Consider the following 21,214-nt stretch of genomic DNA (forward strand, 5'->3'; position numbering starts at 1 on the left):
AACGCCCCGTCAACACTCCGTCAATGGCTTGGAATGGGGTGCGGCACGATTGCGGTTGCAGCACCGGGAGACAGCGCCCCAGAGGCAACGTCACGGCCTGCCTCGGACCAGTCTGATGGAATAGGTGTTGCTTGTGGCCTCACCCGTGACGCCGCTTCCGAAGACGCTCCAAGCATTCGCTGGGTTCACGATGACCGGTACGCCGGTCCAGAAAGTCCCGTATTGCAGCGTGTTCGGGAAGTAGTCTGGATTGTTGAAGAGGTTTGACTGGACTGCGACCAACTCGGATGGCGTTGGCATGCGCCAGTCCGTGAACCCGCATAGCTGAGTAGCGTTGACGTCTGCGGTGTATTTTTCGGTGTCGCAACGACCCGTCTTTTTGCAAGTCCCACCGTTGGCGGACCCTGGCGGGTAACTATCGTTGCTGTACCAGGAAAAAGTTTCATTCAGGCCGCGGAAGACCGTTCCTGCCCCGGTGTCCGGCAGCTTGACTTCCCACACCAAGCCGGTAGATGTGTCGTGCACGCATTTCCAGGGCGTGCTCGCATAGGCGGGGAGTGTCCCGGCATAGGGCTCGCTCAAGATATCGCAGTTGGTGCCCATCAGTCCGTTTGCACAGGGCGTTCGGCAACCGCTACCTCCCCAGCCCTGGGTGCATATGGCTGGAAGTTGAATCGGGTAATAGGCACCGTTTGCGAGGGTCCCGGTCCCCGTCACCATCGCGCCGTTCACATAGGCCGTTTTGCCCGCAGCGATGTCGGCGCTCACGGCGGTGGCCCCTGCCGTGTCAACCACGGAACTGGATCCGTTCACTCCAAAAATGCTTACACCGCTTTTGATGTTGCCGCTCACCAGGTTCACATCGCCGGCCACGCTGCCCACACCGTTGTGGTAGCCCGCCGCAATGGCCTGGGCGCTGGTACCTGGTGTGATGTTGATGGCCCCGTTGTCGGCCATGCTGCCGCTCAGCCCGGTGGCGCTGCCGTTGGAGAAGGTTTTGCCCGTCCTCACATCGGCGGCGGTGGCGTTGCCGATGGCGGGCGTGACGGCTGCGCTGCCGCTGGTCAAACCCCAGGTGCCATCGGTGCGCAGGCCCCAGAAGGTTTTGCCGTTGGCTACATCGCCCGCTGTCGCGCCCTGGGTGTTGTCCGGCACGGGCAGCTTGGTGGAAATGTCGGCCAGGGTTTTGCCGGTACCAGCGGTCGGGCCGGCGGCAGGTTCCAGGAAGGTGCCGGTCACGCTGATTGCGGCGCCGGTGTCGAGCCGGTTGTAAATGGCGGTGGTGGTCGGCATGCCGCTGCCTGTGGAGGGGGCGGCGGGGGCGTCCAGGTTGCCCGCCCAGCTGGGCAGGGCGGCGGCCAGCAGGGCCAGCAGGGCCAGGGAGACGAGGGTGGATTTCATGCGGCGTAAGCGGGGCGTGGCGGGCGACGCGAGGCATTACAGCAACGCACCGTCAACACTCCGTTAACGGTTGGCACGCAGGGTGCTAACGTTCGCCCCGCCTGTTTGTGAAATTCCGATGCCGTTCTCGTTACCTTCCTTGAAGATCCTGGTGCTGGGCCCGTTTGAAGCGACGGTACAGGGGGGGGCCGTGGGGCCCCTGTATGACAAGTTGCAGGGGCTGCTGGCGTATTTGGCGTTGGAGCCGACGCGGGTGCATCCCCGCGATCACCTGGCCAGAACGTTCTGGCCGCAATTGCCGCCCGATGCGGCGCGGGCCAACTTGCGGCAGGCGTTTTTCAACCTCAAGCGGGTGCTGGCGCGGCACATGCCCATCCAGGCCGACCGCGAGGTGGTGCGCTGGCTGCCCGGCAAGGTGCGTCAGGTCGATGGGCTGGACGTGCTGGACCCAGGACTCCTCGGAGCCGATCTGGCACGGCTGGAGCAGGTGGTGGCATTGTTTCGGGGTGCATTCCTGGACGGGCTGGACCTGCCGGACGCTCCCGACTTCATGGTGTGGCGTGACCACTGGCGGAGCACGCTGCTCCAGCGCCATCTGGACCTGCTGGAAACCCTGTGCAGGGGATGGTTACGGCAGGGTCGCCCGGACCACGCCAAGGCATGGGCCCAGGCCCGCGCCCGCTGGGCGCCGCGGGATGACGCAACGCAGCGCGGGCTTTGGGCCGCGGTGGCCGGCGTCTCCTCGCCCGGCCCGCGCACCAGCGGACGGCGGCAGATCACGTTTGTGCATGCGGCCTTGCGTGTGCCCGCGGACGCCGATGCCGAATTCCTGCTGGAGCGCCTGGCGGCCTGGCACCGGCGGGCCGGCGAACAGGTCAAGTCGCGCGGCGGACACCTGTGCATAGCGCCGGGCAATGTGCTGTTGGCCTGCTTTGGCCACCCCAGGGCCCAGGAGGATTCGGCGCAGCGGGCGGTGCGCGCCGCCCTGGCGCTGTGCGGCACGCCGGAGGATCCGGCATTGTCCGTGCGGGTGGGCGTGCACACGGCGTGGGTGGTCACGGGCAGCAATCCCGACATGCCGGATGCGCTGGGCCACGCCACGCAGGTGGTGGCCCGCATGGCCGAGCAGGCGCCCCCGGAGGGCGTGCTGGTCAGTGCAGCCACCCGGCAGATGGTGGCTGCGTGCTTTGATGACTGTGTGCACGGGCCTTCCCAGGACGCTGCGCTGGGGCAGGACGGGACGCTGTACCGCATCGTTGGCGACCGGGGCGTGCGGGTGAGCTGGGACGCTCCCCAGGCCTTGCGGACTCCCCTGGTCGGGCGGCGGCGCGAGCTGTCGCGGCTGGCCGCCTGGGGGTCTGAGGCGCTGCGCCACGGGTTGCGCGTGGTGGTGGTGCGGGGCGAGGCCGGCATGGGAAAGTCGCGCTTGTTGCGGTCGTTTGCCGAGCAGCTGGCCCAGTTGTCCTGGGTCGTGCACGCCCTGTTTTGCCGGGCCGAGGCGCAGCACACTCCCCTGCACCCAGTCGTGGCGAACTGGCGGCTGCGGCAGCGTGTGCCAGAGCTTGGAATGCAAACCCCCCAGGGGCCAGCGACGTCCGCGGCCTGGCCCGGCAGCGCTGCGGCGCATTCGCCCGACGAGCGGGTGGAGGCCTTGCTGGGCCTGGGCAGCGGGGACATGCAGGCCATGTCGGAGGTGGACCGCGGCCAAGCCATGGCGGCGCTGGCGCGCAGGTTTCTGGCGGCAGAGGGCGGCCAGCCTGCCATGCTGACGGTAGAGGACGTGCATTGGGCGGACCCGTCCACCCTGGCGCTGCTCTCGCACATCTGCCTCCACCCGCCGGTCAGCCCGCTTCTGTTGGTGCTGACCGTGCGCAGTGCCCATGCCGTGCCCGAAGGCCTGGCGTCGTACGCCGCGGTGCTGGACCTGGCGCCCCTGGATACCGATACCACGGCGGCCCTGGTGCGGCAGGCCGCTCCGGGTCTGTCCGCCGAATCGGTGGCCGCGGTCCTGGCGCGTGCCGAAGGGATTCCGCTGTTTGCCGAAACTCTGGCCCGCTCTCTGGCGCATGCCCCCCTGCCCGGCGGGGCGTTGCCAGGCACATTGCACGATTTGCTGACAGCGCAGCTGGAGGCCACCGATGCGATGCCGCTGGCCCAGGCCGCGGCGGTGATCGGGCGCGAGTTTGACCTGGCACTGCTGCGCCGGGTGGTGGATGCCGACGACACCGCGCTGGCGCACGGCCTGCACGCCCTGCAGCAGGCCCGGTTGATCGAGCCCTGCGACACCGGCACGGGGCAGGTGCGGTACGGCTTTCGCCACGCGCTCATTCAGCAGGCTGCGCTGGCCGCGCAGACCCGCGGCGGCCGGCGCGCCGTGCACCAGCGGGTGGCGCAGGCGCTGGTGGCCCATTTCCCCCAGCAGGCCCAGGAAGGATCGGAAGAGCTGGCGCGCCATTACACCGAAGCTGGCATGGCCCAGGAGGCTGTCACCTGGTGGCAGATCGCCGGAACCAAGGCCTGGCGCAGCGCGGCGTTTGCCGAAGCGGTCGATCATCTGCGCCGGGGCGTGTCCCTGTTGGACCAGTTGCCGCCAGGCCCGGGGAGGCAGGCGCGCGAGCTGGAACTGCTGCTGCCGCTCGGGCCGTCGCTGGTCGCGGTAACGGGCTATGGCTCGCCCGAGGCCATTGCCGCGTACGACCGCGCATTGGCACTGTGCCCAGCCGATGATGAGCGCCGTTTTGCCATCCTGTGGGGGCAGTGGCTGGTGTCGAGTTCGCGTCCCGACGCCAGTTTCGCGGCGGCGGACGCCTGCGCGGGCGAGATGCTGGCCATCGCCACGCGCTCCGGCAGCGCGGTGCAGCGGACCTACGCCCATGCCGCCTGGGCCAACGACGCGGTGTGGCAGGGCCACCTGGAGCGGGCCGAGTACCACGTCCAACAGACCTTGCGCCATGCCCAGGGGCTGCCGGACACCGAGTTCAATCTGGGGGGGCATGACCCGCGGGTGGCTGCTCTGGGCAACCGGGCCTGGGTGCGGCTGCTGCAAGGAAACGGCCTCGCCGCCATGCAGGCCGGGGGGCGCGCCTGTACGCTGGCGCGTGGCCTGAACCAGCCCGAGTCCTTGTGCTTTGCTATGACCCATCTCGCCGTGGTGCAGCGCATGCTGGGCAGGACCGCACCCGTGTCGCGGCTGGCCGGCGACATCGCGGCGTTGTCCGAACGGCATGGCCTGCCCTTGTGGCAGGCCGTGGCGGGCATGCATGCCGGGTGGGCCATGGTGATGTCGGGGCAGCCTGAAGGATTGGCGCGGCTGCAGCGCAGCGCGGCGGCGGCGCGCCAGGCCATGCCCAGCGCGCTGGGCGCCTTTTTACACTCGCTGGCCGAAGCCCAGCTGCACCTGTCGGACGGGCCGGGCGTATTGCAGACCACCGAGGAGGCCCTGGCCATGTGCCTGCGGGTGGGCGACGGGTTTCACCTTCCTGATCTGTACCGTTTGCGCGCCCAGGCGCTGCAGCAGTCGGGCGCCTGCGACGCGGCGCGGCAGAGCGTGGCGCAAGCACTGCAGCACACCGCGGCACATCCGGCGGCGCTGTGGCAGGCGCGAGCGCAGGCTTTGGCGGTGGAGATATCGCCGCGTTAGGCTCTGCACTGATCGCTCGGCAAGCGGGCGCTGAAGACCGCCCGAGACCGCAGAGGCACACGGCGCGGTGATTTGTGCAGAGGATGCTTGGCGGCTGCAACCGCCTTCGTTCACGTCCTGCCGCTGCGCGCAGCTTGCTCCATCAGAAACTGCCGTGCGGCCGCGTTGTTGCACAGGCCGATGGCGCGGCCCCACGCGCTAGCGGCCTCGGCCTCGCGGCCCAGGTCGCGCAGCAGTTGGGCCGCCAGGGCCCAGTAGGGCTGGTAGGTGGCCACCGCGTCCGCGGGCAGGGCGCTCAGCAGCTGCCAGCCCGCCGGCGCGCCGTGGACGTGCGACAGCGCCGCGGCCCGGGCCACCTCGGTGCCCAGCGTGGGGGCCAGGCGGGCCAGGCCTTCGTACAGCAAGGCGATCGCGGGCCAGTCGGTGCGGCCGGTGACGGCGCGGCGGTTGTGCACCGAGTGGATGGCCGCCTCGAGCTGAAAGCGCCCCAGGCGCCGCCGCCGCGCGGCCTGGGCGAGCAGTGCGTCGGCCTCGGCCACCCCTGCCGCGTGCCACTGCCGGGGGTCTTGCTCCGACAGGGGCACGTAGCGGCCCTCGGCATCGCGGCCGGCGCCGCGGCGGGCCTCCACATGCAGCATCAGTGCCAGCAGGCCCAGGGGTTCGGGCTCGTCGGGCAGGCACTGGTGCAGCAGGCGGCCCAGTTCCAGCGCCTGCTGCGCCAGGCCGCCCTGCGGGCCTGCCGCGCCGGCCACCTCCGAGGCGTCGGCACAGCCGCAGCTGTAGGCGCCGTAGAGCGCCTGCAGCACGGCGTCCAGCCGGTCGGGCAGCGCATGCGCCGGGGGAACCTCGTACGGGATGCCCGCGTCGCGGATCTTGGCCTTGGCCCGCGAGAGCCGCTGCCCCATGGTGGCGGGCTTCACGACGAAGGCCGAGGCGATGTCGGCAGCCGCCATGCCCCACACCACCTGCAGCATGAGCGGCGTGCGGGCCTCGGCGTCGATGGCCGGGTGCGCGCACACGAACATGAGCTTCAGGCGCTCGTCCGGGAAGCCGGCGGCCCCTTCGGCCAGCTCCATCGCTTCCTCCGCAGCGGCCAGCAGCAGGGGCTGGGCCTGCGCCTGCACGGCCGCGTGCCGCTGCGCATCGATCAGGCGGCGGCGCGCCGCCGTCAGCAGCCAGGCGGACGGGTTGTCGGGCACGCCGGTCTCGGCCCAGGTGTGCAGCGCGGCGTGCAGGGCGTCAGCCAGGGCGTCTTCGGCGGCGGCCATGTCGCGGCAGCGGGCGGCCAGGAAGGCCAGCAGCCGGCGGCCGGACTCGCGCACCGCACGGGCCGCCGTTGCATGGGCCACCGCTGCATGGGCGTCCGGGCCGCCGGGCATCACTCGTTGGGCAGGTTGGGGCGCACTTCCACCACCATGCCCGGGCGCTGCGGGAACCGGGCGGCCCATTCGAGCGCGGCGTCCAGGTGCGGCAGTTCGACGATGAAGAGGCCGCCGAGCTGCTCCTTGGTCTCGGCGAAGGGGCCGTCCTGCACCCACGGCTTGCCGTCCCGGTAGCGCAGCGTGGTCGACGTCTCGGGCGGCTGCAGGCCGGCGCCGCCCACAAACACGCCGGCGTCCTTGAGCGCCTGCAGGTAGTGCATGGTGCCGCTCCAGTACGCCTGCTGCCGGGCCGGGTCGGTGCGGGCCGCAAAGCCCTGGGGGTCTTCGTGGATGAGGAGGGTGTATTGCATGGGCCAATCCTTGGGGTCGGGTGAACGAGCCCGGCACCCGCCGGACTCTGCCCCCATGACGGCACAGCGGCAGGCGTTTCGACAGCGGCGCAAAAAAATAATGCCGCTGCCGGCGGGCGGGCCATGGTGGCACAAACTGCCCCTTCCGCCATCGCGGAGGAGAACGCTGCGAAGAATTGCTATTGAATTAATAGCTGCTTGCGCTTTCTGGGTAAGCGCTGCAGGCCATTTTTATTGAAAATTCGCCGTGCTCCGGGTGTCCGCCGCGATAATTCCGGCAATGCAACGCTTGCGCACCGCTCCCTTCCTCGCCCGGCTGGTGCTGGCGTGGTTCATCGCGGTGGTGGGCGGGGCGGGCGCGGCGCCGCTCATCCATCCGCAGTCGCTGGAGCTGGTGTGTGGCGCCTCGGGCGCCGTCAAGCTGGTGGTGGTCAGCAGCGGCGCGGGCGGCGGCGAATCGGCGCCGCTGCCGCAGGCGCTGGGTTCGCACGGCCTCGATTGCACCCTGTGCCTGCCGCTGCATGCGCCCCCGCCTGCTCCGTTGGGGGTGGCGGTTGTGCCCGCTGCGCAGGCCCCGGTGCCGGTGCCGCCGCGGGTCGCGGTACGGGGTGCGTCCTGGCAGGGGGCGGCGCTGCCGCCGCGCGGGCCGCCCCGGGTGGGCGCCCTGGTCTGATCTTTGGGCGCGGCCACCCGGCTTGGGTGCGGGTGGCGGCCGCCGTCCTGAATCCCGTTTTCTCGTTGCGCTGATTCCCGGTGCCGCATCCCCAGGGCTGCGGGCGGCCTGCGCCTGCAGCGCGTTGTTGCTGGCGGGCCATGCCCTGCACGCGGGGCTGCGCAGCGAACCCTTGCCATTTTCACCATGACTCTCTTGTCTTCCCAAGGCGTGCCGCCGGCACGCTCCCTCCTCGCGGCCGCCCTGGCCGCAGCCCTGGCCGCGCTGGCCGGTCCGGCCGGCGCCCAGGCGCCATCGCCGTCCCCCGAGGCCCCAGGGCCTGTCGCCGATGCCGCCCTCACCCTGGGCACCGTCACCGTGCAGTCGGCGCCCTCGGGCGCGCTGCCGGCCCGGCAGGTGTTCAGCTCGGTGGACATCCTGGGCGCCAGCGTGCTCCAGGACCAGCATGTGGACTACAGCTGGGAGCTGCTCACCCGCGCCCCCGGCGTGCAGGTCACGCAGTTCAAGCAGGGCACGGACGCCGGGCGTTTCTCGATGCGCGGCTTCAACGGCGAAGGCCGCGTCAATGCCGTCAAGCTGCTGATCGACGGCATCCCCAGCAACGACAACGCGGGCGGCATGCCGTTTCTGGACGCCGTGTTCCCGCTGGACATCGAGGCCATCGAGATCGTGCGCGGCACCAACGACCCGCGCTACGGCCTGAACAACATCGCGGGCAATGCCAACGTCATCACCCGCCAGGGCGGCAACGACGGCCAGGCCAGCGTGACGCTGGGCAGCTTTGGCACGCGCGAACTGCAAATCGCCAAGGGCTTTGAAAGCGGCAACTGGAGCCAGAACTACTTCGTGGCCACCCGCGAATCGGATGGCTACCGCGACCATGCCGACGCCGACAAGAAGGCGCTGGCGGGCAAGTGGTTCTACACCAGCGACGGCGGCCGGTGGCGCGCAGGCGTCATCGCCCGCTATTACCAGAACAAGGCACTCGAATCCGGTTACCTCACGGCCGAGCAGGCCGCCCGCGCTCCGCGCAGCTCGCCCGCCTATGCCGCGTGGGACCGCAGCGAACGCGAGACCACGCAGCTGAGCGCGCACCTGGACGGGCAGCTGGCCGATGACCTGAGCTGGACCGCCAAGGCCTACACCCAGCACTACGAGAACCAGCGCTTTGTGCGCTTTTCGGAAGCGGGCGTGCAGCAGGAGCGGGACAACGACGAAACCCACAAAGGCCTGATCACCACCCTGACCTGGCGCCCCAAGGTGGCGTGGGCCCATGCCTTCACGCTGGAAGGCGGCCTCGATGCCCAGTGGCAGGACAACGCGGCCCAGCGCTACCGCACCGTGCAGCAGGTGCGCACTTCTCAGATCCGCGACTGGAACTTTGACCTGAACACCCGCGGCGCCTACGTGCAGGCCGTGGTGCAGCCCGTGCCCGCGCTCAAGATCATCCCCGCGCTGCGGGTGGACCGGATCAGCGGCCGTTTCACCGACGGGCTCACCCAAATCACCTCGCCCATGCACGACTACGGCACCATCACGCAGCCCAAGATCAGCGTGGCCTACGCCGTGCGTCCCGACACCAGCGTGTATGCCAACTGGGGCCGCAGCTTCCAGATCGGCGCGGGCATCGACAGCTACCGCACGCCTTCGCAAAGCCGCAACCTGGAACCGTCGCTCAATGACGGCTGGGAGGCCGGCGTGAAGTGGCAGCCCGCCGCAGGCATCGAGACCCGCGCGGCCTACTGGGAGCAGCGCGCCAGCGGCGAGGTGGCCCGCGTGCTGGGCGTGAACGGCCTGCCCGATCCCGGCGGCCAGGGCAATGTGGGCCGCACCCTGCGCAAGGGCGTGGACCTGCAGCTCAACGCGCGCCTGAACGCGCAGTGGAGCGGCTGGGTGGGCTACTCGTCGCAAATCGCGCGCATTGTGGAGCCCGACCCCGGCGCGCCCGCCACGCGCGGCAAGGAGATCGAGAACGTGCCGCACTACCTGGCCACGCTGGGCGTGGACTACCAGGCCAGCACGCAGCTCAAGCTCAGCGCCTGGGCCAATGCCCAGGGCAACTACTACCTGGAGCGCACCAACACCCTGGGCCGCACCGGCGGCTACGCGCTGCTCAACCTGGGGGCCGCCTGGCGGCTGTCCCCCGCGCTGGAGGTGGGCGTGCAGCTCAAGAACGTGACGAACCGCAGGTACGTCTACGCGTGGTACGACAGCGGCTCGTCCGGCTACGCGCCGGGCGATGGCCGCAGCGCCTACGCCAGCCTGAACTGGACGTTCTGACCATGGCGCGCGCACTCACTTCCGCGCCCGGTGGGCAGGCGGAGCCCGGCACCGTGCTCACCCGCAGCAGCCTGTACCGCGCCGTGTGGCGCTGGCACTTCTATGCCGGGCTGCTGGTGCTGCCCCTGCTGATCTGGCTGGCGGTGACGGGCGCGCTGTACGTGTACCACGACGGCATCGACCAGCGCGTGCATGCCGGCCTGCTCACGGTGCCCGTGCCTGCTGCGCCTGCGGCCAGCCCCGCCCCGCACAGCGCGGTGCTGGCCGCCGCCCTGGCAGCGCAGCCGGGTGCGTGGTTCAAGTACACGCCCCCGGCCGCGCCCGACCGATCGGCCGAGGTGGGCGTGCGCACCGCCGACGGCGCCAAGGTGGCCGTGTACGTGGACCCATACCGGGCCCAGGTGCTGGGCACGCTGAGCGACCGCGGCACGTTGGGCTGGACGATTCGCCAGCTGCACAGCCTCAAGTACTTTGGGCCCGTGCAACGCGGCTTCATCGAGATGGCGGCGGGCTGGGCCATTCTGCTGGTGCTCACCGGCGTGTACCTGTGGTGGCCGCGGGGGCCAAACAAAACGGGGCAGGGCGGCGTAGTCAGCGTGCGCGGCACCCCAGGCCAGCGCGTGTACTGGCGCGATCTGCATGCCGTGACCGGGCTGGTGGTGGGCGCGGGGCTGCTGTTCCTCGCCATCACCGGCATGCCCTGGTCGGTGCTGTGGGGCGCGAAGGCGAACGAATGGGCGAACGGGCACAACTTTGGCTACCCGGCAGGCGTGCGCGTGACGCTGCCCCTGTCCGGCCAGTCCGTGTCCGATGTGGCCCACCTGCCGTGGACGCTGCAGCAGGCGCAGCAGCCGGGCAGTGCCGACCATGCAGGCCATGCCCAGGCCGAAGACAACCCGCACGCCCTGCATGGCGGCGGGGCGGCTGCGCAGCCCGAACCCGCAATGTCCGGCGATGCACGCGTTGCGCTGGACATCGACACCGTGATGGCTGAGGTGCAGCGCCTGCAACTGGCCCCGGGCTACACCGTCAACCCGCCCCAGGGTGCGCAGGGCGTGTTCACCGCCTCCGTCTACCCGCACGAGCTGGCCCGCCAGCGCGTGGTGCACCTGGACCAGTACACCGGCCAGCCGCTGCTCGACATGTCCTATGCGGACTACGGCCCGCTGGGCCGCTGGCTGGAGTGGGGCATCAACATCCACCTGGGGCAGGAATGGGGCGTGGCCAACCAGCTGCTGCTGGTGGCCGTGTGCGCCGGCATCGTGCTGCTGTGCGTGTCCGGCGTGGTGATGTGGTTCAAGCGCCGGCCTGCGGGCGGTGTGGGGGTGCCGCCGTTGCCTGCGCAGCGCCGCGCATTGGTGGGCGTTGCGGCGGTGCTGGCGGTGGGCGGGGTGGTGTTTCCGCTGGTGGGCGTGTCGATGCTGGTGCTGGCTGCGGTGGATGCTGGCGTGGTGGGGTGGGGGCGCAAGGTTTGAGGTATTTTTGGCCTCTGAGGCTTATGGGGTAAGCGCAAGCAGCTATCAAATTGGTAGTTGCTGGCCCGCGCCGTGGCTGCTGGGCGGACCGCCTGGGCCGGCAGACGCCGCGCCCAACGCCAGGGATTCAGCCCAGCTCCACCCATTCCACGCCCCAGTGGTGCAGCCCTTCCCGCAGGATCAGCAGCGCGGCCGCCCACTCGGCGCGCTGGGGCAGGCCGGGGTCGGGGGCACCGGGCCGGTGAATCTGGTCGGCCAGGCGGTTGAACAGGTTCTCCACGGCCTGCCGGGACAGGCGGGCGGGCGGCGCGGACAGGGCCACGCCCGCGGCCTCGGCCACCTCGCGCAGCAGCGGGCTGCGCGTGTGCAGGGTGAACGGCGGGGCCGTGCCGGCCGGGGGCGCAGCCAGCCAGCGGGTGGCGGGCATGACGGCGTCTTCCACCGTGGCGATGGCGTTCTCCAGCGACAGCGGCGTGGGCATGCGCAGGCCAAATGCCTGGGCCACGGTCTGCCAGCCCAGGGCCGCGCGGTACGGCGCGGGGCTGTCGGCCGCTGGAGCAGCCGCGGGCACCCAGTGGAGCGCCAGGTGGCCGGGCTCCAGGCGAAGTTCGATGGAAGGCGGGGGCAGGTCGTAGCGCATGCCCCGGTTGTACACCCGGCGGGGCCGCCCGCGGCGTGGCTTTGCCGGGCTCAGCGCTGCGGCATGTCCTTGGCCCCATAGCCCAGGCTCACCGTGGCATCGGCGGGAATGGGGGGCATGGTGGCTTCCCACGCCTCCCAGGCCTGCACCATGGCCGCCAGCCGCTCGGGGGCGATGGGGCCCAGGTTGGCGCGTTCGCGTTCGTCGCCTTCCAGGTTGAAGAGGTAGTCGTGTCCGTCCACGCGCAGGTACTTCCAGGGGCCGTGGCGCAGGGCGCGCTGGCCCCGGTGGTTCATGCGCCAGAACAGGGGCTGGTCGTCGTGCCAGGTGGCGTCGCGCAGCAGCGGCATGAGTGATCGGCCATCCAGCGGGTGGGTGGCGGCGGCGGGGGCGCCCGCGGCGTCGAGCACGGTGGCGGTCCAGTCCATGGTCATGCAGGTCTGGGTGCTGGTGCCGCCGGGGGCAATCACGGCGGGCCAGTGCGCAATCCAGGGCACGCGGATGCCGCCTTCGGTCAGGTCCATCTTGCCGCCCACCAGGGGCCAGTTGTCCGAGAAGCGCTCGCCGCCGTTGTCGCTGGTGAACACCACCAGCGTGTCGCGCTCCAGCCCCTCGGCGCGCAGCAGGTCCATCAGGCGGCCAATGCCTTCGTCCATGTGGTGGATCATGCGGCGGTAGGTGTCGATGTTGCCGCCGTGCAGGTGGAACAGGTTGCCCTTCACCTCCTGCGCCAGCGCTTCGTCGTCACGCGTTTCCCATGGCCAGTGGGGCGCGGTGTAGTGCAGGCTCAAGAAGAACGGCGTGCCGCTGCGCGCACCACCGGCCATGCGGCGCACAAAGTCCAGGCCGTGGCCGGTGATGAGGTCGGTGAGGTAGCCGTCCTCCTGCTGCTCGGCGTCGCCCAGGTACAGGTCGTGCTGGCCGGTGGAGCTGCAGTGGGTGAAGTAGTCCACCCCGCCCGACATGGGGCCGAAGAACTCGTCATAGCCCGAGCGCAGCGGGCTGAACGCCGGCGGGTAGCCCAGGTGCCACTTGCCCATGAGCGCCGTGCGGTAGCCCGCATCGCGCAGCAGCGAGGGCAGCGTGGGGTGCTCCGGCGGCAGGCCCAGCGTGGTGCTGCCCCGGCTCTTGCTGTTGATGGGCTCCTCGGCCGCGCCGCGCAGGCGGTACTGGTAGCGGCCCGTCATCAGCGCAAAGCGGGTGGGCGAGCACACGGGCGAGTTGGAATAACCCTGGGTGAGCTTGAGGCCCCGGGCGGCCAGGCCATCGAGCACGGGCGAGACGGGGCCAAAGCTGGCGTCGCGGCCGCCGTAGCAGCCCAGGTCGGCATAGCCCAGGTCATCGGCCACGATGAAGACGATGTTCGGGCGGGTGAGTTGTGTCATACCGTCCGCGTCCTCAAGGTTTGAAGCCGGAGCGCTGCACCACCGGCGCCCACTGCGCCCTGTAGGCCTTGAGCATGGCCTCGGTCTGCGCGCGGGTGGCGGCCACGGGCTCCATCTTGGCGGCCTCGAACTTGCGGCGCGTATCGGGGTCCTTCATCACTTCCACAATGAGCTGCGACAGCCGCTCCACCTGGGCAGCGGGCATGCTGGCGGGGGCGAAGAAGGTGTTCCAGCCCGTGGCAGCCAGGTCCAGCCCGGCCTCCTTGAACGTGGGCACGCTGGGCGCCAGCGGGCTGCGCTGGGCGCCGGAGACGGCCAGCACGCGCACCTTGCCGGCTTCGTGCTGGGCCAGCAGGCTGTCGAAGGTGTCGAAGGCCACGGGCACCTGGCCGCCGATCAGGTCGGTGGTCAGCGGGGCGGAGCCGCGGTAGCCCACCACTTCGGCCCGCACCTTGGCGGCGTCGCCCACCATCAGGCCGAAGAAGTGCGGCAGGCTGCCGGTGGCGGGCACGCCGAAGTTGGCCTGCTCGGGGTTGGCGCGCAGCCAGGCCAGCAGGTGGCGCAGCTCCTTCACGGGCACGGCGGCGCCCACGGCCACGCCAAACTCATAGCTGTTCACATGGCTCACGGCGCGGAAGTCGCGCTCGGCGTCGTAGCCCGCATCGGGGAACACCAGCGGCGCCACCACCATCACGGCGGGGTTGGCCAGCAGCAGCGCAGGCTGGTTGGCGGGGGCCGCCTTCACGTACTGGGCCGAAAGGCGGCCGCCCGCGCCCGTCTTGTTCTCGACGATGACGGGGCTGCCCAGCTTGGCCTGCAGCTTGTCGGCCACGATGCGGGCCACGCGGTCGCTGGAGCCGCCGGGCGGGTAGCCCACCACGATGCGCAGGGGCGTGTCGGCGCCGGTGCCGGCGGACTGGGCCTGGGCGCCGGGCGTGCCCAGCACCATGGCGGCGGCCAGGCCGAGGGCTGCGGCCAGCAGGGGGCGCCGTGTCCGCGATGGCTTGTGTGGGTGCTTGTGCGTAGGCGTGTGGGGGTGGGTCATGGTGTCGGCTCCTGGGGTGTGGCCGGGATGATGGAAGTCAAGCCACGTTCCATGGCACTCTAGGGGCCCGACAATCGATTGTTCAAATCAATTACCTTCCGGGTTTGCACCGATGACCGACGCCTCCCGACTGCGCGATCCGCAGGCCGCCAGCGACCTGCTGATGTACCGGCTGAACAAGCTGATCGGGGTGTCGGGCAGCCTCGTGATCCGCCTGTGCGAGGGCGGCTACGGCATCACCCGCCGCGAATGGGGGCTGCTGATATGGCTGGCGCAGCACCCGGACCTGCCGCCCACCGAGCTGGCCCGCCGGGTGGGTCTGGACCGGGCGCGCACGTCACGGGCCATCACGTCGCTGCAGGCCAAGAAGCTCCTCACCCGCGAACCCCTGCCCGGCGACAAGCGCCAGGCGCGGCTGCGGCTCACGCCCGAGGGGATGGCGGTGTACGAGGCCTTGTTCCCGCAGGTGAAGCAGCTCAACCAGGCGTTGCTGCGCGGCCTGCCCGCGCAAACCGTGGAGCTGCTGGACCACGCCCTGGGCCTGCTGCAGGCCAATGCCGATGCACTGCTGGCCGAACATGCCCACCTGCCGCGCACGTACCGCATGCGGGGCGGGCGCAGCGGCAGCAGCGGGGGCGGCTGAAGGCGGCTCAGGCGTGGGTGATCCAGTCCAGGTGCGGGCCTTCGTTGAGGTGTGGCAGCGTGTTGAAGGTCTGCAGCATCAGCCGCTTGGGCGAGATGGAAAACTCCGTCACCGCGCTGTTGCGGATGCGCATGTTCAGCGCAATCGTCACCTCCGGCGCCGTGCCCAGCACCTCGCCCACCGCGGCCGAAATGGGGCCGCCGCTGCTCACCAGCAGCACGTTCTGGCCCGCGTGGTGGTGGCGCACATGGTCCAGCACCGCGCGCACGCCGCCGGAAAACTCGTTCCAGCTGGGCATGCCCTGCGGGCTGATGACGCCGGCCATCCACTGCGCCAGCGCGTCGCACAGGATGCGGAAGTGCTGGCGGAACCGCTCGGGCGTGTCCGCCGGCCCCAGGGGCTGCGGGTGGATGGCGGCAATCAGCGCATGGCTGTCGTACTCGTTGAGGCCCGGCCAGCGCGTCACCTCGGGCAGGGCCTGCAGCCCCTCGGCAATGCCGTCCAGCGTTTCGGTGTGGCGGCGCAGCGTGCCCGTCATCACCGCATCGAACGCCAGCCCGCGCGCGCGCCAGTACTCGCCCAGGCGCACCGCCTGCTGCCGGCCGCGGGGGCTGAGCACGTCGTAGTCATCCGCGCCAAACGAGGCCTGGCCATGGCGCACGAGGTAGAGGGTTCCCATGCGGCGGATTGTGACCACAAAGCCGGGTGGCGCTTGTCGCTAGGGCGACGGATGCTATCAATTTTGTAGTTTTGGATGCTGCGCTGCAGCAGCCGGGGCGCCGCTCAGCGCAACACCCAGCGCAGGGTGGCCGCCAGGCACAGCAGCAGCCCCATGCCGACCACGATGGCGCGGCCGCGCCAGCCGCCGTACCGCCAGTAGTGCGTCACCAGGCCGTTGTGCCAGACGCTGTCATGCATGTTCAGCTGGGGAAGCCGGTCGATGATGTTGTGGCGCAACGCGTCTTCGTCAAACAGCGGCGTGGTGCGCAGCCGCAGGGGAATCATGCCGGTGCCGATCAGCAGGTGCTGGCGCGTGCAGGTCACCTGCTCGGCGGGTGCCTGGTAGCGGCGGCCGCCGAACCGGGCCTGGACCTGCGCGCCATCGGTGCCGATGCGGATGGACTCCATGGCCTTGAGCTGCCGCCAGCTCATCGCCATGGCCAGCAAGGGCAGGGTGCCAAAGCCCGCCAGCAGGGTCCTCGGGCCGGCGCAGCCCATGGCGTGCGTGCAGCCGTACTGGGTCAGGTAGGGCCAGACCTCGTAGCCTGCCCAGGCCAGCACGGCACCCGTCAGCACCGATGCCCCCACCACGATGCGGCGGGCCGTGCGGGTGCTGCCGGGCAGGGCCTGGACGCGGGTGATGCGGACCGGGCTGGGTGCGGCGGTGCCGCCCGGCAGGGGCTGCGCCGGGGCGGGGAACCCGGGCAGCGCACTGGGGGGCTCCGGCGCGGGGGCTGCCGCGGGTGCCGCGGCTTCCGGGCGGGTGGCCGGGGTCTGCCGCCAGGCCGCGCCCCGCAGCTGTCCCAGCTCGCCGGCCTTCCAGGCCAGCCACAGGGCTGCCAGCAGCAGCACGCCGATGCTGCCGATCAGCAGCCTGGGAAGCCGCCCCAGCCACCGCGCCCGCTGCTGGGCGGCATTCAGCTCGGCACGAAAGGCCGCGTCGCCAAAGGGCGCCAGCACCTGGCCTTGCAGGTCGAGCCGGTGCACCACGTAGTTGCGCAGGTCGGTCAGCAGCAGGTGCTGGCCGAACAGCACGATGGCGTTGGGGTCCTGCCCGGCGGAGATGGGGACCACGCGCTCGGGCTGCAGCTGCGGGTTCATGCGCAGCACGTCGGCGTCGCGCATGGCGCCGTTGGCCACCAGCACCCACAGCCGGCCTTCGGGATCGCGTTCCATGGCAAACGGAAAGCGCCGCGTGGCGCGCAGGCCGGGGTGGGCGATGGGGTACGCCTGCCGGGCCGTCCCGGCCGTGCCCGGCGCGCTGTCGTCCAGCCGCTCGATCTGGTGCTGGTTGGTGTTGGCCACCCACATCCCGTGCGGCGCCGGCAGCGTCTGGTTGGGAAACCGCAGGCCGTCGGCGTAGGTGTGCCGCAGTGCGTAGGGCCCGCTGGCCGCGGCGCGGCCATACACCAGCACCTGGTGGGCGGAGGTGTCCGACACCACGATTTCCGCCTCGTCGCCGCGCACGCGCACCCAGCGGTAGTCCGACCGGCCCGACAGGCCGGGCAGGTCCAGCGCCGTGCACTGCATTTGCGACAGGTTGCAGCGGTGCACGCGGCTGGCGTCGTGCACCCAGAACACGTTCTCTTGCGTGAACTGCAGGCTGGAGGGGTTGGGCGACAGCTTGAGCCGGGCCAGCTCCACGCGGCGCAGCCGCTGGCCCGCTGCGTTGAACTGGTGCAAGGCGCCATGGCTCTCCAGCCACAGCATGTCCCCTTGCACGGCGGGCAGGCGCGGCCCGCTGGGGGCGGGCGCAGCCAGGTTGGTGTAGAGGAAGGCGCCAATCAGCAGGCATTGCAGCGCGATGACGGCGCGCAGGCCCCAGCGGTAAGCCGACGGTGGCGTAGGTGGCATGGACAGTCCCTCGGGTGCTCTTGTTGTGGTGGGCGCCGCGCCGGCCGCTGGCGGCGGCCGTGCCCGCGGGCATTGTCCTGCACCTGGGGCTGCGGCGGATCAGCCGGCCTGCAGCACCTTCGCAAACGCGGGGGCGTCCACATTGCCGCCCGTCAGCGCCAGGCCGACGTTCTGGCCTTGCAGCATGGCGCGCTCCTGCAGCGCCGCCGCCAGCGCAGCGGCCCCGGCGCCTTCGGCCACGTTGTGCGTGTCGGTGAAGAGTGCGCGCATGGCGGCGGCCACCTCGGCGTCGCTCACCTGCACGATGTGGTCGATGTGCGGGGCCAGCACGGCCAGGGCTTCGGCATCGGCCACGCGGCAGGCCATGCCGTCGGCCAGCTGGGTGGTGACGGGCGCCTCCACCACGCGGCCGGCGGCCAGCGAGTCGGCATAGGTGGTGGCGTGGCTGCTGACCACGCCCACCACGCGCACGGGGTGCTGCAGCGCCAGCTTGGCCGCAATAGCCGAGCATGCGCCCGAGCCCTGGCCGATGGGCACGTACACCACGTCCAGCTGCGGCACGGCGCGCAAGAATTCCCACCAGTAGGTGGCCACGCCGCGCAGCAGGTCGGGGTGGAAGCTGGGCACCATGTGCGCCCCGCGCTCGGCCGCAAGCTGCATGGCGTGCTCGCGCGCTTCCTGGAAATCGTCGCCATGCTCGATGAGCGTGACGCCCAGGGCGCGCATGGCCGCGTTCTTTTCCACCGAGTTGCCGCGCGGCACGACGATGGTGCAGGCCACGCCGTGGCGGCGCGCGGCCCAGCCCATGCTCTGGCCGTGGTTGCCGCGCGTGGCGCTGATCACTTCCCCGGGCAAGGTGCCGCGCTGCGCCAGCTGGTTGAAGTAGGTCAGGCCGCCGCGGATCTTGAAGGCGCCCACGGGCGTGTGGTTCTCGTGCTTGAGCCAGCAGGCGGTGCCCAGGCGCTCGCTGAGCAGCGCCCAGCGGTACTGCGGCGTGGGTGCGAAATCGCGGTACACCACCTGGGCAGCGGCTTCGATGTCGGCCAGGGTGGGCAGCAGGGCGGTGGGGTCGAGCCGGGTGTTCATGGGGCGGATTGCGTTTCGGTGAAGAAGGAGGCAAGGGTGAGGGGACCGCGCGGCGTGGCCAGCTGTGCGGTGAGGCGGGCCGTTCCGCTGGCGGAAACGCCGACGCAACCGGCCACACCGATGGCGTCGCACGCCGCGCGCAGGGTGGCGGCCTGCAGGTGCTGCAACGTGAGCTGCCGCAGCTGCACGCCGCTGGCGGGCAGGCTGTCGCACGGGTGCACCGCGCCCCACTGGATGAGCGTGGGAAGGCAGCCGTCCATCAGGCGCAGGCCATCGTCCCGCACGGTGATCTGCCATTGCAGCAGGCCGCTGGGCGTGGGGCGGCTGGCCGTCAGCACCGTGCCGCGGTCGATGTCCAGCGCAGCCAGGGCCGCGCAGCGCCCGGCCACGTCGGGCACGCTGGCCACCCAGTGGATCAGCTGCGGGCCGTGCGCCGCCACCTGGGCCTGCAGGGCCGCATCATCCATATCAAACCAGCGTCTGGCGCCCGTGGGGCGGGCGCTGGAAGCTCCTGGATTGATAGCAATCACCTCCAGATAGGCGCGCGGGTGCGCCGGGCTGCTGATGTTGAGGATGCGGTTGTGCGTGCCCATCAGCGGGTGTTCGCCGCCGGCGGCGGGCGTGACGCCCAGCGTGCGCTCGCACCAGGCCACGCCGCTGGCCAGGTCGGCCGCCAGCACGACGAGGTGGTCCACGCAGGGGGCGGTCGCAGGGGCCGTCACAGCAGCACCTCGCCCGCCACGCAGGTCACGCTGCTGCCGCCCACCCAGATCGTGTCGCCGTCCTGCTGGACGTACACCCGTCCCGCGCGGCCCAGGCACGTGCCCTGCGCCGCCACGTACTGCGCGGGGGCCAGGCCGGCGCCGATGAGCCACTGCGCCAGCGCGGCGTTCAGGCTGCCGGTCACGGGGTCTTCGGCCAGCCCGTTGTTGCCGGGGAAGAAGGCGCGCACTTCAAACGCGATGCCGTCGGCATCGGTGCTGCCGATGACGCCGACCTTGCCACGCGGGCCGACCACGCCCACATCCAGCTGGCCCAGGATGCTGGCGTCGGGCTTGAGCGAGCGCACCTGCTCGGCCGAGCGCAGCATCACGCCGCGCCAGTTGGGCCCGTTGTCGCACCAGGCGTGGTGCAGGATGTCGCCGCGCGCCACGCCCAGGCCGCGGGCGATCAGGGCCACGTCCTCTTCGGCCAGCGGGCCGCTCTTGAGGAGCGGCGGCGCGGCAAAGGCCAGGCGCTCGCCGTCCTGGCGCAGCGTGACCAGGCCCACGCCGCATTCCTGCACCACCTTGCCCGCCACCTGGGGCTGGCCGCCGGCCTTGAGCCATGCGTGGCAGCTGCCCAGCGTGGGGTGGCCCGCGAAGGGCAGCTCCCGCCCCGGGCAGAAGATGCGCACGCGGTAGTCGGCGCCGGCCGCGCGGCCTTGCGAGCTGGGCGGCAGCAGGAACGTGGCTTCCGACAGGTTGGTCCAGTTCGTGAACTCCTGCATGGCTTCGGTGGAAAGGCCGGTGCCGTCCAGCACCACGGCCAGCGGGTTGCCGCGGTACGGCGTGGCGGTGAAGACGTCGACTTGCTGAAAGGGGCGCTGGTGCATGGTGATGAGGTCCTTGGGTTGGCAAATGAACTGAAGTGGTGATGGGTGGGCGCACACCGGCGGCCAGACCGGAGCCTGAACGGTGCCTTTTGCAAGCCTTTTTTTGGGCCGCGCAGCGTGCCGGCCGGGGGCGGGTCAGCCGCTGGGCGGCGCGGTCGTGGTGGTGGCGGAACGGCTCACAGCAGCACCTTCCCCTCGATACAGGTCACTGCCTGCCCCCCCACCCAGATCTGGTGCTGGTCGTCCTGGCGCACGTGCACGCGCCCGGCGCGGCCCAGGCATTCGCCCTGGGCCACCAGGTACTGCCGGGGCGCCAGGCCGTCGGCGATCAGCCATTCGGCCAGGCTGGCGTTGAGGGAGCCGGTCACGGGGTCTTCGGGGTTGCCCATGGGGGCGGCAAAGGCGCGTACCACCGCGCCGGGCTCGCGCGTATCGGCGGCGGTGGGGCGGACATGGACCACGCCCACATCCTGGCCCAGGTCCTTGAGGCGCGCATGGTCGGGGCGCAGGCCCAGCACGGTGTCGGCGCTGTCCAGCAGCAGGCCCAGCCACACGGGGCCGTTGTCCAGCAACTGCGCGCCCAGGATCTGGTGCGGGCGCAGCCCCAGGGCGCTGGCGATCAGCGGCACCAGCGCCGGGCTGGGGGCGCTGCGCTGCAGCGGTGGCGCGGCAAAGGCCAGTGTGTCGCCGGTGTGCTCCACGCGCACCAGGCCCAGTGAACACTCCTGCACCACCAGGCCACGCTGGCGCGGCGCGTGGCCCGCCTGCAGCCAGGCGTGGCAGGTGCCCAGCGTGGGATGGCCTGCAAAGGGCAGTTCGCCGTTGGGGCTGAAGATGCGCACGCGGTAGTCGGCGCCCGCGGCGCGGCCAGCCTCCGTGGGCGGCAGCAGGAAGGTGGTTTCCGACAGGTTGGTCCAGGCGGCAAAGCGCAGCATGTCGGCATCGCCCAGGCCCTCGGCGTCCAGCACCACGGCCACGGGGTTGCCGTAGCCCGGGCGGTGGCTGAACACGTCGATCTGCTTGAAGGGGCGCTGGTGCATGGCAAA

The 21,214-nt window shown here is 71.1% G+C and carries 17 protein-coding genes; 5 read left to right on the top strand and 12 right to left on the bottom strand.

Annotated elements, in window-relative coordinates; genetic code table 11:
• Positions 1 to 90: 90 nt before the first annotated feature.
• The gene (locus tag ACOYR3_RS04165) at positions 91 to 1,401 is read right to left on the bottom strand and encodes a DUF1566 domain-containing protein (RefSeq protein ID WP_422845234.1); all 1,311 of its coding nucleotides are present in this window, start codon (positions 1,399 to 1,401) and stop codon (positions 91 to 93) included.
• 118 nt (positions 1,402 to 1,519) lie between these two features.
• On the opposite strand from ACOYR3_RS04165, the gene ACOYR3_RS04170 reads away from it, so the two are divergent.
• A complete protein-coding gene (locus ACOYR3_RS04170; RefSeq protein WP_422845235.1) occupies positions 1,520 to 5,041 on the top strand; it encodes an AAA family ATPase in 3,522 nt (1,173 codons plus the stop codon).
• Between the two features lie 110 nt (positions 5,042 to 5,151).
• Here the strand turns inward: ACOYR3_RS04170 and ACOYR3_RS04175 are convergent, their stop codons facing one another.
• Positions 5,152 to 6,420: an RNA polymerase sigma factor gene (locus tag ACOYR3_RS04175; protein ID WP_422845236.1), complete on the bottom strand. Its 1,269-nt coding sequence runs from the start codon at positions 6,418 to 6,420 to the stop codon at positions 5,152 to 5,154.
• Complete coding sequence (locus tag ACOYR3_RS04180) at positions 6,420 to 6,773, bottom strand: YciI family protein (RefSeq protein WP_422845237.1); 354 nt, start codon at positions 6,771 to 6,773, stop codon at positions 6,420 to 6,422. Before ACOYR3_RS04180 ends, ACOYR3_RS04175 begins: the two co-directional genes overlap by 1 nt.
• Before the next feature lie 280 nt (positions 6,774 to 7,053).
• Between ACOYR3_RS04180 and ACOYR3_RS04185 the strand changes: the two genes are divergently transcribed.
• The 3 genes from ACOYR3_RS04185 to ACOYR3_RS04195 all read left to right on the top strand — a co-directional run bounded on the left by ACOYR3_RS04185 (position 7,054) and on the right by ACOYR3_RS04195 (position 11,201).
• Positions 7,054 to 7,446, top strand: a complete 393-nt coding sequence (locus ACOYR3_RS04185; RefSeq protein WP_422845238.1) for a DUF2946 family protein — start codon at positions 7,054 to 7,056, stop codon at positions 7,444 to 7,446.
• Between the two features lie 186 nt (positions 7,447 to 7,632).
• Positions 7,633 to 9,726, top strand: coding sequence for a TonB-dependent receptor (locus tag ACOYR3_RS04190; protein ID WP_422845239.1), 2,094 nt, complete (start codon positions 7,633 to 7,635; stop codon positions 9,724 to 9,726).
• A gap of 2 nt (positions 9,727 to 9,728) precedes the next feature.
• On the top strand, positions 9,729 to 11,201 hold the full coding sequence (locus tag ACOYR3_RS04195; RefSeq protein ID WP_422845240.1) for a PepSY-associated TM helix domain-containing protein: 1,473 nt from the start codon (positions 9,729 to 9,731) through the stop codon (positions 11,199 to 11,201).
• A gap of 127 nt (positions 11,202 to 11,328) precedes the next feature.
• Here ACOYR3_RS04195 and ACOYR3_RS04200 read toward each other — a convergent pair whose 3' ends face one another.
• The 3 genes from ACOYR3_RS04200 to ACOYR3_RS04210 are packed head-to-tail and all read right to left on the bottom strand — an operon-like array spanning position 11,329 to position 14,175.
• Positions 11,329 to 11,841 carry a hypothetical protein gene (locus tag ACOYR3_RS04200; RefSeq protein ID WP_422845241.1) on the bottom strand — a complete coding sequence of 171 codons (513 nt, stop codon included), beginning with the start codon at positions 11,839 to 11,841 and terminating at the stop codon, positions 11,329 to 11,331.
• A 50-nt stretch (positions 11,842 to 11,891) separates the two neighbouring features.
• Positions 11,892 to 13,226 (bottom strand): sulfatase family protein, encoded by a 1,335-nt coding sequence (locus ACOYR3_RS04205; RefSeq protein ID WP_422845242.1) that lies wholly within the window; start codon positions 13,224 to 13,226, stop codon positions 11,892 to 11,894.
• Positions 13,227 to 13,239: 13 nt separating this feature from the next.
• A complete protein-coding gene (locus ACOYR3_RS04210; protein ID WP_422846520.1) occupies positions 13,240 to 14,175 on the bottom strand; it encodes a Bug family tripartite tricarboxylate transporter substrate binding protein in 936 nt (311 codons plus the stop codon).
• Between the two features lie 208 nt (positions 14,176 to 14,383).
• Between ACOYR3_RS04210 and ACOYR3_RS04215 the strand changes: the two genes are divergently transcribed.
• A complete protein-coding gene (locus ACOYR3_RS04215; protein ID WP_422845243.1) occupies positions 14,384 to 14,914 on the top strand; it encodes a MarR family winged helix-turn-helix transcriptional regulator in 531 nt (176 codons plus the stop codon).
• 7 nt (positions 14,915 to 14,921) lie between these two features.
• Here the strand turns inward: ACOYR3_RS04215 and ACOYR3_RS04220 are convergent, their stop codons facing one another.
• The 6 genes from ACOYR3_RS04220 to ACOYR3_RS04245 form a co-directional block, all read right to left on the bottom strand.
• Positions 14,922 to 15,593 carry a histidine phosphatase family protein gene (locus ACOYR3_RS04220; RefSeq protein ID WP_422845244.1) on the bottom strand — a complete coding sequence of 224 codons (672 nt, stop codon included), beginning with the start codon at positions 15,591 to 15,593 and terminating at the stop codon, positions 14,922 to 14,924.
• Between the two features lie 104 nt (positions 15,594 to 15,697).
• Positions 15,698 to 17,488 (bottom strand): hypothetical protein, encoded by a 1,791-nt coding sequence (locus ACOYR3_RS04225; RefSeq protein ID WP_422845245.1) that lies wholly within the window; start codon positions 17,486 to 17,488, stop codon positions 15,698 to 15,700.
• Between the two features lie 99 nt (positions 17,489 to 17,587).
• A complete protein-coding gene (locus ACOYR3_RS04230; protein ID WP_422845246.1) occupies positions 17,588 to 18,574 on the bottom strand; it encodes a threonine dehydratase in 987 nt (328 codons plus the stop codon).
• Positions 18,571 to 19,269, bottom strand: coding sequence for a VOC family protein (locus ACOYR3_RS04235; RefSeq protein WP_422845247.1), 699 nt, complete (start codon positions 19,267 to 19,269; stop codon positions 18,571 to 18,573). Before ACOYR3_RS04235 ends, ACOYR3_RS04230 begins: the two co-directional genes overlap by 4 nt.
• 23 nt (positions 19,270 to 19,292) lie before the next feature.
• Positions 19,293 to 20,168: a PhzF family phenazine biosynthesis protein gene (locus ACOYR3_RS04240; protein WP_422845248.1), complete on the bottom strand. Its 876-nt coding sequence runs from the start codon at positions 20,166 to 20,168 to the stop codon at positions 19,293 to 19,295.
• A 176-nt stretch (positions 20,169 to 20,344) separates the two neighbouring features.
• Positions 20,345 to 21,208, bottom strand: a complete 864-nt coding sequence (locus ACOYR3_RS04245) for a PhzF family phenazine biosynthesis protein (protein WP_422845249.1) — start codon at positions 21,206 to 21,208, stop codon at positions 20,345 to 20,347.
• Positions 21,209 to 21,214 lie beyond the last annotated feature (6 nt).

The organism is Acidovorax sp. M2(2025) (genome assembly GCF_049330835.1).
GTDB lineage: Bacteria > Pseudomonadota > Gammaproteobacteria > Burkholderiales > Burkholderiaceae_C > Acidovorax.